The 14,612-nt window shown below is 34.0% G+C and carries 10 protein-coding genes; 6 read left to right on the plus strand and 4 right to left on the minus strand.

Features of this window, described 5'->3' with window-relative positions; all coding sequences use genetic code 11:
- Window positions 1–106 precede the first annotated feature (106 nt).
- Window positions 107–4,438 carry a translocation/assembly module TamB domain-containing protein gene (locus tag PI23P_RS00370; protein WP_018945076.1) on the minus strand — a complete coding sequence of 1,444 codons (4,332 nt, stop codon included), beginning with the start codon at window positions 4,436–4,438 and terminating at the stop codon, window positions 107–109.
- Window positions 4,439–4,734: 296 nt separating this feature from the next.
- Between PI23P_RS00370 and tsaD the strand changes: the two genes are divergently transcribed.
- Window positions 4,735–5,763, plus strand: coding sequence for a tRNA (adenosine(37)-N6)-threonylcarbamoyltransferase complex transferase subunit TsaD (gene tsaD / locus PI23P_RS00375; protein ID WP_004568692.1), 1,029 nt, complete (start codon window positions 4,735–4,737; stop codon window positions 5,761–5,763).
- Window positions 5,764–5,837: 74 nt separating this feature from the next.
- Window positions 5,838–7,694, plus strand: coding sequence for an LTA synthase family protein (locus tag PI23P_RS00380; RefSeq protein ID WP_238299956.1), 1,857 nt, complete (start codon window positions 5,838–5,840; stop codon window positions 7,692–7,694).
- A 115-nt stretch (window positions 7,695–7,809) separates the two neighbouring features.
- Here the strand turns inward: PI23P_RS00380 and PI23P_RS00385 are convergent, their stop codons facing one another.
- The gene (locus tag PI23P_RS00385) at window positions 7,810–8,256 is read right to left on the minus strand and encodes an FKBP-type peptidyl-prolyl cis-trans isomerase (RefSeq protein ID WP_004568695.1); all 447 of its coding nucleotides are present in this window, start codon (window positions 8,254–8,256) and stop codon (window positions 7,810–7,812) included.
- 853 nt (window positions 8,257–9,109) lie between these two features.
- Here PI23P_RS00385 and PI23P_RS00390 point away from each other — a divergent pair.
- Both PI23P_RS00390 and PI23P_RS12285 read left to right on the plus strand, forming a co-directional pair.
- Window positions 9,110–9,367 (plus strand): hypothetical protein, encoded by a 258-nt coding sequence (locus tag PI23P_RS00390; RefSeq protein ID WP_004568696.1) that lies wholly within the window; start codon window positions 9,110–9,112, stop codon window positions 9,365–9,367.
- Between the two features lie 304 nt (window positions 9,368–9,671).
- On the plus strand, window positions 9,672–10,016 hold the full coding sequence (locus PI23P_RS12285; protein WP_302846528.1) for an OmpA family protein: 345 nt from the start codon (window positions 9,672–9,674) through the stop codon (window positions 10,014–10,016).
- A 115-nt stretch (window positions 10,017–10,131) separates the two neighbouring features.
- Here PI23P_RS12285 and PI23P_RS00395 read toward each other — a convergent pair whose 3' ends face one another.
- Window positions 10,132–10,386 carry a type B 50S ribosomal protein L31 gene (locus PI23P_RS00395; protein WP_004568698.1) on the minus strand — a complete coding sequence of 85 codons (255 nt, stop codon included), beginning with the start codon at window positions 10,384–10,386 and terminating at the stop codon, window positions 10,132–10,134.
- Between the two features lie 251 nt (window positions 10,387–10,637).
- Here PI23P_RS00395 and PI23P_RS00400 point away from each other — a divergent pair, with 251 nt between their 5' ends.
- Both PI23P_RS00400 and PI23P_RS00405 read left to right on the plus strand, forming a co-directional pair.
- A complete protein-coding gene (locus PI23P_RS00400; protein ID WP_004568699.1) occupies window positions 10,638–11,678 on the plus strand; it encodes a glutaminyl-peptide cyclotransferase in 1,041 nt (346 codons plus the stop codon).
- Window positions 11,679–11,749: 71 nt separating this feature from the next.
- Window positions 11,750–13,261, plus strand: a complete 1,512-nt coding sequence (locus PI23P_RS00405) for a hypothetical protein (RefSeq protein ID WP_004568700.1) — start codon at window positions 11,750–11,752, stop codon at window positions 13,259–13,261.
- A gap of 56 nt (window positions 13,262–13,317) precedes the next feature.
- On the opposite strand, the gene PI23P_RS00410 is transcribed toward PI23P_RS00405, so the two are convergent.
- Window positions 13,318–14,598, minus strand: a complete 1,281-nt coding sequence (locus PI23P_RS00410; RefSeq protein WP_004568701.1) for a metal-dependent hydrolase family protein — start codon at window positions 14,596–14,598, stop codon at window positions 13,318–13,320.
- Between the last annotated feature and the right edge of the window lie 14 nt (window positions 14,599–14,612).

Raw genomic sequence — 14,612 nt, forward strand, 5'->3', positions numbered from 1 at the left:
TGTAGATTTTATTGTTCTTATTTATAAAAATAAAGACGCTCGAATCCGTTTTTATCGCTGCCTACTTCTTGACGATTTATTTTTAAGCATATTGCAACTTTCGTCGTTAATTCTCTCCAAAATCTTCGGCGCGCAATCCTTTTATTTTCGTGGTATCTTCTTTTACAGCACCAACTTCTTTTAAATTCTTATTTCTTTTAACACCTGCCCTTTGAAGCAAGCCTAAAAGTGTATTAAAATTCACTTGATAAGACAAACCAACACCCTGCGTATATCCCTGGTCTTCGGCAGTATACTGAATTTCATTTTGCCTATTAAAAATAGTTCCTCTAAAAGTTCCTTCCTTATTTAACAGTACCTCTACTTTTACCTCACCCACGACACTCGCCTGTGTTTGCGCACCAATTGGCACCCCAACCTTACCGTTGATTACCACCCTATCACTCACCTGAGTACTTACAGATAAATCCACCTGATTGTCTGTATTTAGTCGATCTAAATCATTGTTATTTTGTCCTTGCTGATAATCCACACCTAACTGAAATTTACTTTCAGGACTATTTAAAAGACCCGAAAAAGCTGCAGCGATCGCACTAGAAGCAGTATTTGTAATCGTTGTATTTGCATCAAAATTAACTTTATCGGGATTGACAAAATTACCAAAAGCCAAAAGTGATATGAACTGTGTTGTCTTTTCATTTACATCATTGTCATTTAAAATAAACTCTAATTCATTTGCAATGGTTGGATCTACATTTGTTAATTGAATGTCTAGCTCTTGTTTTGAATTAAATAAACTCCCTGTAATTTTTGTTACCAAATCTACTTCTATATTCCGGTTGGAATTAAAGTTCTCTAACAAAACACCTGGATTTGCTTTTGCTTTATAAACAGCCGATACCTCTAAGTTTGCATCTGCAGGATTTCCATTCCAAGAGACGGTACCTCCTTTTTGAATTAAAAAGGGCTTGTTAACAAAACCACCATATTTAAAATCATACACCCCACTATCTACTAAATAGTCTCCATACATGTTAAAAGTTCCTCTGGTATTAATTTCTATTTGAAGATTCCCAGCACCCCTTCCCGACAGTTGGCTTCCATAAACTTCGTCAATTACAACTTGCGCTACTGCATCTTTTGTCACCTCTAAATCGATGTTTAACGTAAGGCCTTTTAGCGCCTCTAAAGCCACTTCTTTCTGACGCTCTTGTGTCTTAATTTCCTCTGATTTAAAATGGATTAAACTATAACTGTCTACCGTTTCAATGTCTTTTAAAGGCACTACAAACACAGTTCCCGGCATTGTTTTGGCATTGAGGTCTATGGTCAATCGATCTGTTAAACCAAAAATCGCAGCAGAGCCGTCAATAAAAGCGGTCCCAAAATATTGCGCCTCCTCTGAATTTTCAGTATCTAAAATCAGAAGATTATCACTTTCTATTTTTAAACTTAGAAACCATTGCTTAAAATTATTGTGAGAAATATCCCCCTTAAAAACACCCCTTGTTTTCTTTTTTGTGTCTACTAAAATAAAATCTTCTAAAATAAAAGACTGTTCCAAAAGCGTAATTACTGACTCCCCTTCAAAATCATAATCAACATTCAAATAGGGAAATTTTAAACCTGAATTTTTAAGTCGAAGTGCACCCTCCATATCTGGGTTTCCTAAAAAACCTTTTAAAGAAAAATCACCAGTTGCTGATCCTCTCATTAAAGACAAAATATTCTTACCTAATGGACTAAATGCCTCTAATCTAAATGCTTCTAGAAAAACATTTAAATCGATGATTGGTCTTTTCTCTGAAAAATCTAAAACTCCCATCGCAGAAATACTTTTAGCATCTTTGTTTTCTATGGAAACTGCTACATCGTACTTTTTATAAGAATTATCTCCTTTTACATTTAGAAGAAGATCGCCTTGTATAAAATCATTGACTTCAAAGTCTTGGACCGTTAAGTTGCCTGCTGGTGCATAGTCTCCGTTTCTTTGTAAAAAGTCAAGATGTCCAGAAAGCGATCCTCCCAAACTTAGACTGTCTATTACAGGTAAAAAGCTTTTCAGATTTACTTTTGTAAAATCTGCTAAAAGAACCTTTTCTGTCGTTCCTTTTAAATTGCCTGTAAATTCAATTTTTTGCGCTCCTGAAACCAAACTAAATTGACTAAAATTGTACTCATTTGTCTTTAAATCAAATGTAATTTTATCGGTATTATTTTTGTCTGGATTGATATTCCAAGTATTTTCTTTAAAAATAAATGAGGATTTTTCAAAACCTAAAACCGCTTTACTCTCTGCATTAAAAGTATAGAAAAAATCAAGGTTAAAATCTTCATCTTTTGTCTTTCCTCCCTTAAAAATGGACTTAAAATACAACGTATCATTTTCGGTTCTATTTAAAAGGTTTAATTTAGAAATATTATAATATTTCGTATTTACCTCTTCCGCAGTTAAAGAGGTATTATAGTATGGGTTATTCGTATCTGTTCTTAGTGATATTTCTTTTATTTCTGCTCCAAAAAGAACTATTTTAGGAGAAGAAAGTTGCACTCTAAATAAGTTTTTATCTCCATTTATTTTGCCTTTTATAATGGTGTTGTTGTCGATAAAGATCTCTGGGAAAAATACATTTACAATTTGATTATAAAGGGTGAAATTAAAATCTAAAAACTGATTGGAAGCTACCTTATAAGGTTGATAATTTGTATACATACTACCCAATGCATTTTGAGCTACTTTTAAAAGTTCAGAAAACGAATATTTACCTGCAATAGAACCTTCCACAATATCATTAGAAGCAACATCTATTGTTTTAATGCTATCTTTTTGAGAAGAGCGAACGGTAAACTCTTTAAAACTGTACTCTTTTTCTTGATTTGTATACAGCACATTCTTAAAAATTGCTTTTCCTAACAAATCATTAAAAGCGTTTCCTTCAATATCCAATGCAATCCTTCCCTTTACAATAGCGATAGAGTCTCGGTTGAAAAGATTGGTTTTTTTAAGATTTAAATACTTGATATCAGACTTAAAATCAAATTTATGCAGTGCAGAGGACATGTCTGCTAGTCCATTAAAATTCATTTTAAAATTATCATCCTCTATGACCAAACCTCCATCAAATTTATTATTTTGATATTGTCCATTTACCGTGATGTTTTTGTAGGGATATCCTTTAAAATTAAACTTAGAAATATTCCCTACAAACTTCGTATTTACATTTTCCAACTTAAAGCCACGCCCAATAACCTGTCCTTTTAAAAAGATTTCTCCAAATAAGGGGTTGTTCAGCAATGCTCCAATATCAAAAGATTCAAATACAATATCTCCCGAATATGAAGCAGTATCAATGGCATCAATATCTTTGATTTCTAAATCAGTAACCACAGTACCTATTTGAGATTGGATCTGAACATTCGCCTCCATTTTATCCGGAGTAACCTGTACTTTACCCTGAATATTAAACTGTCCTAATTTCTTTAATTCTGAAGGTAGAATTTTCCCTAAAACATTTGGCAGGATATCTGTAAGCTCGGAATAGGTTGCTGTTAGGTTATTTAAATCAGAATTAAAAACAAAACCTCTTTTCCTATTTACAGCATTTTTAAACGATAAATCTCCAATTAAACGAATTCCCTTTTCTGTTGAAACAATTAATTTGTTAAGATCAAAATCATTTAAATTACCGTCCATCTTCCCTGAAAAAGAGATCAAATCATTTCCGCTTAGCTCTTTATAAAATCTTTTTAAATCTAAAATCCCTAGTTTGCTGCCTTTAAAATTTGCTTTAATTTGTACCGCGTCAATAAAGTCAGCTAACCCTCCTTTTCTGTAGGCAAAAATAATATCTCCAAGTAAACGAGAGTTCTGCGTTTCTAACCTGGTGTTGCCAAAAGTCATTGCATTCGGAGCATACACATAATTGGTTGTTAGATTTGTTACTTGTACTCCATGATTTGTTCTAAAATACAAGCCTCTTGCGTTTGCTGCAAAATCTGGACCAACTATAGCCATATTCTGCAGATTTCCTCCAACCCCAGCGGCAGCGAATTTGAGAGAAGTATCATTATTTTCATCATTTAACTTAAAATCTAAGTTTTGCACATAGATGTTTTTAGCTTTTAAAATAAATGGAGAATCCAGAGAATCCTTTGCCGTGTCCTTGCGAAAACTGTCCACAAAAACAGACATATTACTACTCGTTTCGCCCTGATATGTCTTCATATGACAAAATGCGTCTTGGAGCGAAATGTCTCCAAAAAGTAAAGTGCCATCCAAAATTTTCTTACCGCTCAAAATAGAACTACTCAGTCTCTTTACAAATATTAAGGTGTCTTGGTGGTGGTCGCGAATTTGTACGTCTTTTAAGACTATACTGCCTAAAAAAGAAAGGTTTATTTGACCAATATTTAAGTGGATGCCCAAGTCTTGATTCATCTTCTTGGTTGCATAGCTCCCTAAGTTTGTTTGCACAAGGGAAGTAGAAAGCAAAATACTAACCAACAGCAGAAAGAGCAAGATATACCCTAAGAATTTTAATATGTTTCTCCCCACGATTTGGATGCCTAAAAATTTTAGTAATGTTTACAATATATAAAGAAACTTAATCAAAAATATTGCCAAATTAAGCAAAGAACGTGCAATTTTAACAAAGATTTAAATTTCTATTCTTAAAAAAGGAAAATCACCCTAAAATTATACTTAATTTCGCTGAAATCCATTTCAGAAGCACCATGAAAACACCCATTTATATTTTAGGTATCGAATCTTCTTGTGATGACACAAGCGCCTCAGTAATCTGTGATGGAAAGGTACTGAGTAATATTGTTGCCAATCAAGAGGTACATGCTAAATATGGAGGCGTAGTGCCTGAATTAGCTTCCCGAGCCCACCAGCAAAACATAGTGCCAGTAGTTCAACAAGCATTAGAACAGGCAAAAATAACAAAAGAAAAAGTTTCTGCCATTGCGTTTACAAGGGGACCCGGTCTAATGGGGTCTTTATTAGTAGGTACTTCTTTTGCAAAATCATTGGCACTAGGTTTACAAATTCCTCTAATAGACGTCAACCACATGCAAGCACATGTTCTTGCACACTTCATCATAGACGATGCGACTACCCCACCCCCTTTTCCTTTCATCTGCCTTACCATCAGCGGAGGGCATACGCAAATTATAAAAGTTACAGAACATTTCAAAATGGAAGTTCTAGGAGAAACCATAGATGACGCTGTAGGAGAAGCTTTTGATAAATCTGCAAAAATTTTAGGATTGCCGTATCCCGGTGGCCCCTTAATAGATAAATACGCAAAATTGGGAAACCCAAAAGCTTTTGCATTTACAAAACCTAAAGTTGGCGATTTAGATTTTAGCTTTAGTGGCTTAAAGACAGGAATTCTTTATTTTATTCAAAAACAGCAGAGAATAAACGCGAACTTTGTTGAAGAAAACTTGAATGATATTTGTGCTTCCATACAATTTACAATTGTCGAAATTTTAATGGATAAATTAAAAAATGCCGTAACACAAACAAACATAAAACACATTGCCATTGCGGGAGGTGTTTCTGCCAATTCTGAAATTAGAAATCGATTAAAATTAGCCGAAAAACATTTTGGCTGGTTCACCTATATTCCTAAATTTGAATATACCACTGACAATGCTGCCATGATCGCTATTACGGGTTATTTAAAATATCTCAACAAAGAATATGCTGACGTTTCTGTAACTGCAAAAGCACGTTTAAAAGTAACAGAAAACTAGTCGGCTTTTACAAAAATCGGGCAATACGTTTTGAATGCCTAAAATAGTAGTAATAAGACCCAAACTAATAAAATTTGAAAAATCTTAAAAATAGACTTGTCTTTAGCCTTTCTTATTTCTGCTTATGGATCGGTTACTTTATTTTTGCACGTTTATTCTTTCTCCTTTTCTACTTCGAAAAAACTCAAAATCTTTCAATAAATACCACTTTAAAAACTTTCTTATATGGCGCTCGTTTAGATGCCTCGTTTTCGGGATATCTCTGCATACTGCCTTTTTTATTGATTCTTTTTTCTTTATTTCGCAATCCTAAAAAAATAGGAAATCTCATAAAATGGTATTCCTATATTCTTTTAATTTCGCTAACGTTATTATTGATTATTGATGCCAGCTTGTATGCATCCTGGGGAGTTCGATTAGACACAACGCTGTTTACCTATTTGAATACTCCAGAAGTAATGCTTGCATCCGTTGCTGCCTCCCAAATGACCTTTGGTCTTCTTTTTTGGTTTGTCGTTTCTTTTGTTTTTATGAAAATCTTCAAAAAAATAATCACTAAAAATATTGAAAAAATTACCAAAGGAAACTGGAAACAAGCTCCTCTATTTTTACTCCTTATTGTACTTTTATTGGTGCCGATAAGAGGAGGTCTGCAAACCATTCCCGTAAACCAGAGCAATGTTTATTTTTCAAATCAGATGTTTGCAAATCATGCAGCCCTCAATTTTGTCTGGAACTTTTCCAACGCACTGACCCACAAGTCTAATGGTAAAAACCCCTATACTAATTTTACAAACGAAGTCGCTAAAACTATTATTAACAAGAATAAAAACGCCCTTATAAAAACAAATCAAAAGGCCATCCTAAATACCAAAAAACCAAACGTAATTTTAATTATTTGGGAAAGCTTAACCGCAAAAGTTGTCGGTTCTTTGGGTGGAGAACCCGAAGTTACAGAAAACCTCAACAACCTTTCTAAAGAAGGCGTTTTATTTACCAACTTTTACGCAAACGGAGACCGGACAGACAAAGGAATTCCTGCAATCCTAAGTGGATATTATCCCCAACCCTCTGAAAGCATTATGAAAATGCCCAACAAAACAAGAAGTTTGCCAATGCTGCCTCAAAAAATGATTGACTTGGGCTATGCAACTTCCTTTTACCACGGCGGCGACTTAAATTTCGGAAATATGAATACTTATTTGCGCAATGCTGGAATCACTGATTTTGTCGATGGCAGTGACTTTGACAAAAAAGATTGGAACTCTAAATGGGGAGCACATGACCACATCTTTATGAAACGATTTTCTGACGATTTAGCGAAAGAACAAAAAACACCTTTCTTTAAAATAGCGCTAACCTTAACAAGTCACGAACCCTACGAGATCCCAGGAGATTATAAATTTGGGAAAGATACCGAAGAAAATAAATTTAGGAGCGCACATGCATATACAGATAAAGTGATCGGTGATTTTATTAAAAATGCAAAAAAACAACCTTGGTATAAAAACACATTGATAATTATATTAGCGGACCACGGCCATCGATCTCCAGCACACAAAGGCGCTTTCAATTCCCCAAAAAAGTTTAAAATCCCAATGTTGTGGCTTGGTGGTGCATTGAATCAAACTGGTATTGAAATAGATAATATTTCGAGTCAGGTGGATGTATCATACACATTGTTAGACCTGTTAGAAGGAGACAATACAGCATTTAAATTCAGTAAAAATATTTTTAATACTTCAAAACATCAATATGCGCACTATATTTTTAACAAAGGTTTTGGCACTCTTTCTAAAAATAGCCTCTTTTTGTTTGATTATGTGAGTAAAAAACCCATGGAAACATATGGCAGTGCTTCCCACAAATTAGATTCTTTAGGAAAAGCGATTACACAGAATTCTTACCAAGATTTTTTAGACAGAAAGTAAACAGTAGCAACCTTCATCTTGTTAATAAATGAAATTAAGACATGCCTACATTTTAAAAAAAACAGCCTTTACTTTTGCATAAAGTAAAGGCTGTAAGCTATGTAAATGAAAAAAATTACTTAATAAGTTCTGTATCTTTAATTTCTAATACTTCCAAATCAAAAATAAGCTCTTTGCCTGCCAATGGATGATTCCCATCAATAACAATTGTTTCTTCTCGAACCTCAACCACAACAAGATTCATTTCTTGTCCGTCTGGAGACTTAGAAACAAGACCCATTCCTACTTCAGGAGCCATTTCTTGAGGAAGTTCAGATTTTTTTACTTCTTGTATTAGGTCCTTATTTACATCTCCGTATGCTTCTTCTTTCGGAATTGTAATTGTTTTCTTCTCGTTTAACTCCATGTCAATTAAACCTTTCTCAAAACCAGGAATCAATCGTCCTTGTCCTAAAGTAAACTCTATTGGTTCTTTTCCCTCAGAACTGTCAAAAACCTGTCCATCAGATAACTTACCTGTATAATTTACTTTTACTGTGTTGTTCTCTTTGACTTGACTCATACTCTATTGTTTAATTTTTAAAAACAAGCTTTACGTAATTCTTACACAACAGCTGTTTTTATTTAACCTTTCAACCTTTTACCGCGAAAACCAAGCCAAAGAGCCTAAAATTTAAGATAAATATATATATCTCAAAAAAAGAACACATTAAAAATATAAAAAATGGCTCTAAACCAAACTACCAGTTACTATAGAAGCTTTTAAACGAAATTAAACACAAAGAAAACAAACCTCCAACCTGTCAGTCAAATAAAAAAGCATGTCAAAACTTAATAATTACTGGCTGACTTTACACTTATTTTCTTCTAAATCAAGAAAACCTAAACACTTTTTTCATCAAATTAAATTTCGAGTTTCTAATTTAAAAGAAATATGCGCTGTCTACTTCCTCGTGTAAAAAAAATATGAAATACCATAATATCCAAACTGAGTATTCATTAGCACGGGCTTCGCGTCAAGACATGTGTTTATACCTGTTGACATTCTCTAGAAATAAATTCAACTTGCAGAACGAAAATACATGATTCTAAACCTACATCACTTTCAAGTTTTAAATCTTAGACGCAATCGAAGTATTAGGAAAAAAATGCTATAGAACTAAAAAAAAGCACGAACAAACGCTAATTTTTACGATCTTTTTTATTCACTACCTAGATTAAAACCCCACTCACAAAAAATATATGCAACAAGTACGTCCGAATTAAGTTCGGGAAATTGCGTCGACAATCCAAATAGTAGGTCTGCCAATGGAAAGTTTGTAACAGTAAGGTTTTATGAAGGATTAGCGCATGCAATATGCATTGTTTCAATACCCATAAATCTGGGGAATAAAGTAAATGGTTTTGCCAATGAAATGTTTCGAAGCACCACAGATAGTGCCCTTTATTTTTCCTCTGACATATTTACAAGAAAAGGAGGATTAGACATCTATTCTTCACAAGTCAATAGAAATGAATTTAGCGCACCAACTCATTTAGAAGGAGCAATTAATTCTTCTTCAGATGACTTTGCATACCAAGAAATTGAAACGAATAAAGGCTGTTTTTCATCTAATAGACCTGATGGGAAAGGAAGTGACGATATTTATTCTTTTAAAAAAAAACCAACCTGAAAATAACTGTTTTACAAAACAAAAAGGCTCGGATAACTCAATCTTGCCGCAGGTAAAAATAACAGTATATACGTTGAATAACAAGATGGTAAAAAGCTTTTTAAGGAAATAAACAGGAAATTACAATACTAGCTTGACCATGAACCAAAACTATGTATTTAAAGCTTATAGAAAGGACTTTGCTTCGGTATCTGGTAGCCTTTTCATTTCAAAAAACCCTCGCTTTGCTACTGTTTCTTAAAACTTTTAAATAACGAAAGAATTAAAAATTCAAAAAGAACAGGTTGTTATTAACATCGCAACAATCTTCTTTGACTTTGATGAATCAACGATTACCCAAATAGCAATATCACAACCAAAATTCGCACTTAATTTTTTAGAAATATACCCTACCGTTAAATTTAAGTCAGAGGCTCATACTGATTCCAGAGGTGACAGAGACTATAATTTAAAACTTTCTAAAAGACGTGCAAGCTCCGTGCACACTTATCTACTACTCAGTAGAATCAATGCTGACAGCATCGTTAGAGTAAAGGGATATGGAGAAGCTCTGTTGGTAAACGAATGCGATAATAAAACCATGTGCAGTGCACAGCAGCACGAAAAGAATAGAAGAATGGACTTTGTAATTGATCCTGAAACAATGTAGTGGCTGGAGCAACGTTCGGGACTCTGATACCAAAACAAAATTTACCTAAATGAATTCCATAAAAAAAACTTTCACCAAAAAGGTGAAAGTTTTTATATTCTCTAAAATTCTAAGATTACTCTTTTTTGAATTTTGCGTATTTGTTTTTAAATTTATCAATACGTCCTGCAGCATCGATAAGCTTTGATTTACCAGTGTAAAACGGGTGAGATGTTCTTGAGATCTCTAACTTTACTAAAGGATACTCTACACCCTCAACCTCTAAAGTTTCTTTTGTATCTGCAGTAGAACGCGTTAAAAATACGTCTCCGTTAGACATGTCTTTAAAAGCAATCAGTCTATAATCTTCTGGATGAATTCCTTTTCTCATTTTTTTATATATTTAATACTTTAATGTTATGTTTGTAAAAGTAAAATTGGTAAATTTTTACTCTATTCTAAATAGCTGTTCTTAACTATTTTGAGTCTGCAAATTTAACCTTATTTTTTAATTGACAAATAAATAAATAGTTTTTATTTCCACAAAAAAGAAATTAAAGCTTCTTTTCACTACTAAAAGTTGTTTTATTTGGTCTTTTTTTTGAATATTTACCTACTGCCACAATGAAATCTACCTAAATAATGAAGAAATATTCTATTTTACCCTTCCTAGCACTACTTTTACTTCTAGTTGTTTCTTGTTCGAATAACTATCACTTTTCTTTAAACAAACCTAAAAAGGTTTCGTTAAACGATACCGTTAGAATTCAGCTGATTGAAAAAAACGATAAACCTGTTGATAAAGTTAAGTTTTATCTCAATGGAAAAGAAATCCGCAGTGAAGGCAAAACTGCACTTATCCAGACCGATACTTTAGGAGTGGGCAAACACGCAATCGTTGCACTTGCTTTTTTCGATGGAAAAACAAAAAAAGAAACTGGCTTTATAGAAATTTTTGCAAATAATAAACCCATTATTTATACTTATGAGATTATAAACGTCTACCCACATGACAGCAGTGCGTATACACAGGGTTTAGAATATCACAACGGTTTTTTGTACGAAACAACAGGACAGCGGGGTGAATCCACTTTGAGGAAGGTAGCCATTGAAACTGGTGAAGTGTTAAAGACAGTATCTTTGAACAAAAAATATTTTGGTGAGGGAATGACCATTGTTGGTGCCAAAATTATTTGGCTCACTTGGGAAGGAAAAAAAGGATTTATTTACAACTTAGAAAGCTTTGAAAAAGAGGGAGAATTCCCTTATAACCAGAGTAGTGAAGGTTGGGGCATCACACACAATGAAACGGAATTGATAAAATCTGATGGATCTAATAAAATTTGGTTCTTAGACCCTATTACCATGCGGGAGAAAAGTGCTATCCAAGTATATACAAATGACCGATCTGTTAATTATCTCAATGAACTCGAATTGGTAAATGGAAAGATTTACGCTAACAAATATCAAAAAAACACCATTGCCATTATCAATCCAAAAAACGGAATTGTTATGGGACTTGGCGATTTGAGGGGATTAGAAAAAGAAATGGCAAAAACACAAAAATTAGTACCCAACGATGAAGTGCTAAACGGCATTGCTTATGATGCCAAAAATGACAGATTGTTTGTAACCGGCAAACGGTGGAGTAAGCTGTTTGAAATAAGACTGATAAAACAATAATTAAAATATTTCACCGTTCTTATTAGACTTAGATCTTAAATTAGATTTATTGTAAATACATCAAAAAATCTATGCGAAACTTTGTTTTTTTTATTAGTTGCGTTGTTCTTATTAGCGCAAGTTCTTGTCGGAAAGATTTTTCTACAGTACCAAATTCTGGGAATCTAGAATTTTCAAAAGACACTGTTTTTTTAGATACTATTTTTAAAAATATTGGCTCTGCTACGTATAGCTTAAAGGTTTATAATAGGGGAAATAATGCAATTACGATTCCTCGAATACAGCTAAAAAAGGGAAAGTCTTCTCTCTATAGGTTGAGTGTTGACGGAATTCCAGGAAAAGAATTTAACGATATTGATATTCTTGCGAAAGACAGCATTTACATATTTATAGAAACCACAGTTAATAATACCAAGAAACGCGCGCTGTTATACACAGACAAAATCTTATTTGATAATGGTGAGCATCAACAAAATATTGATCTAATCACTTTAATTAAAGATGCAAATTTCATTTATCCAGGAAAAGATGCTGTTTCTATGCGTATTGACAGTTTAAGTTTAGATGGACAAGCAACAACAATTAAAGGCCGTTTTCTCAAAGACTCTGAACTTATTTTTACGAAAGAAAAGCCTACGGTGATCTATGGATATGCAGCCATCCCTGCAAATAAGACCCTGACAATAACGGAGGGTGCCCGAATTTATTTTCACGATAATTCCGGTTTAATTGTAGACAAAAAAGGAAGTTTAAAAGTAAACGGGACGCCTGCTGAAAAAGTGATTTTTGAAGGAGACAGGTTACAAAACAGATTTCGTAAAACACCTGGCCAATGGGGCACCATTTGGATGCGTGCTGGAAGTAAAGACAATACAATCAATCATGCACAAATTAAAAACGGAATTATAGGAATTCTAATAGACAGTATCAGTGCTAGCACTGCTCCAACATTAAACATTCAAAATACCGAAATTTACAATCACTTTAATTTTGGTATTTTGGCAAGGGAAACAAGTATCGATGGACACAATGTGGTTATTGGTGCTGCTGGACAGGCATCTTTAGCAGTAACCATGGGTGGAACCTATAATTTTACACACAGTACTTTTGCAAATTATTGGAACAATGGAATTCGCCAATTACCTGCAGTTTTAATAAATAATTTCGCTGTTTACAACAATGAAGGAGGGCAAGAAATTACAGAAACTAGAGATTTGAAAGCCGCTAATTTTACCAACTGCATTTTTGATGGAAACAATAATATCGAATTTATTATTGACCGAGCAGCGGCGGCTGGTCTGTTTAATTACTCTATTAAAAATTGTATGATTAAATTCAATGACACCAATAATTCATTTGAAAATGTAACTGAAATAGATTTTGAAAATAATACAAATTACACTGACTTTATTTTAAATGGCAATTCTAACTTTAAAAATACGCAAGAAAGTGATTTTATGATCGGTGAAAAAAGTCAGGCTATAAATAAAGCAATACCCACATCTTTTACTCTTGATATTCTTGGAGTTGACAGAACGACTCTTCCCGATATTGGTGCGTATCAACACATCACATTTAAATAGTGTGGTTGCTGTATTGGCCTATTTTATCTACTTTAAAAACCTCCGCTACCCTTAGTTTATTTTTTATAAACTACGCCATTCTTCATTACAAAAACAACTTTTTCCATCGCATCGATATGTTGCAAGGGGTTTTCATCCACTGCAATAATATCTGCATAAAACCCTTCCTTAATTTGCCCTATTTGATTGTCCATTTTTAACAACATTGCGTTTGTAATTGTTGCAGACTGCAAAGTCTCTATCGCTGGCATACCAGCTTCCACCATAAAACCAAACTCTTTTCCGTTTTGACCATGCTTAAATACGCCTGCGTCCGTTCCAAATGCAATCCCTACTCCTTTCTTATACGCCTTTGCGAAGGTTCCTTGAATCTGCGGACCAACAGCCAATGCTTTTGGTACAACAATATCTGGATAAAAACCTACAATCTTCGCTTTCTCTTCAACCTCCTTACCCGCAGTAATTGTTGGTACTAGGTAGGCATCATATTGTAACATCAACGCCATCGTTTCATCACTCATATACGTGCCGTGTTCTATTGTTTTTACACCTCCAATAATTGCCCTTTGCATTCCTTCATCACCATGTGCGTGAGCCGCAACATACATTCCATAATCTTTCGCTGTACTGCAAATTGCTTTTACCTCTTCAATTGTAAATTGTGGATTGTCACCAGACTTTGCAACGCTCAACACCCCACCAGTTGCCGTAATTTTAATCCAATCAGCTCCATTTTTATACCGCTGTCGTACTGCTTTTTTTGCATCCTCCTCAGAATTTACAACCCCTTCTTTAGGTCCTGGATTTCCCAAGTAAGAACTGCTACTACCATTTGTTGGATCTGCATGCCCTCCAGTAGTTGCCAACGCTTTGCCTGCCGTAAAAACTCTTGGTCCAGGAATTTTACCCGCGTTTATTGCATTTCTAATGGAAATATTCACTCCCGTTCCTCCTAAATCTCTTACTGTTGTGAAACCGCTTAACAAGGTTGTCTTTGCAAATCCCACAGCATTAAATGCGATATCTGCCTCATTTAGAATGTATGAATTCAACCGGGTGTCCTTATCAAATTCTTGTTCAATATGCACATGAAAATCAATTAAACCGGGCATGACTACTTTATCTTTTAAATCGATCACAATATCCGTGGTACTTTTAGGCGCTAAATAACCGCTCCTTACTTTAAATATTTTATTCTCTTTTACAATGATGGTTTTATTTGATTCTATTTCTCCAGATTCCGTATTGATAATTTTTCCGCACAAAATATACGTGGTCTGTGCTGTTATATTCTGTACTAAAAAGATGGCTATAAAAAGCAAAAGTAATTTCTTCATTTCTATTTCGTTTT

The organism is Polaribacter irgensii 23-P, assembly GCF_000153225.1.
Classification (GTDB): Bacteria; Bacteroidota; Bacteroidia; order Flavobacteriales; family Flavobacteriaceae; genus Polaribacter; species Polaribacter irgensii.

Bases quoted from the DNA above. Each gene is read 5' to 3' on its own strand.
- PI23P_RS00370 (WP_018945076.1), bottom strand. From the start codon at position 4,438: ATGAATCAAGACTTGGGCATCCACTTAAATATTGGTCAAATAAACCTT.
- tsaD (WP_004568692.1), top strand. From the start codon at position 4,735: ATGAAAACACCCATTTATATTTTAGGTATCGAATCTTCTTGTGATGAC.
- PI23P_RS00385 (WP_004568695.1), bottom strand. From the start codon at position 8,256: ATGAGTCAAGTCAAAGAGAACAACACAGTAAAAGTAAATTATACAGGT.
- PI23P_RS00390 (WP_004568696.1), top strand. From the start codon at position 9,110: ATGTTTCGAAGCACCACAGATAGTGCCCTTTATTTTTCCTCTGACATA.
- PI23P_RS00395 (WP_004568698.1), bottom strand. From the start codon at position 10,386: ATGAGAAAAGGAATTCATCCAGAAGATTATAGACTGATTGCTTTTAAA.
- PI23P_RS00400 (WP_004568699.1), top strand. From the start codon at position 10,638: ATGAAGAAATATTCTATTTTACCCTTCCTAGCACTACTTTTACTTCTA.
- PI23P_RS00405 (WP_004568700.1), top strand. From the start codon at position 11,750: ATGCGAAACTTTGTTTTTTTTATTAGTTGCGTTGTTCTTATTAGCGCA.
- PI23P_RS00410 (WP_004568701.1), bottom strand. From the start codon at position 14,598: ATGAAGAAATTACTTTTGCTTTTTATAGCCATCTTTTTAGTACAGAAT.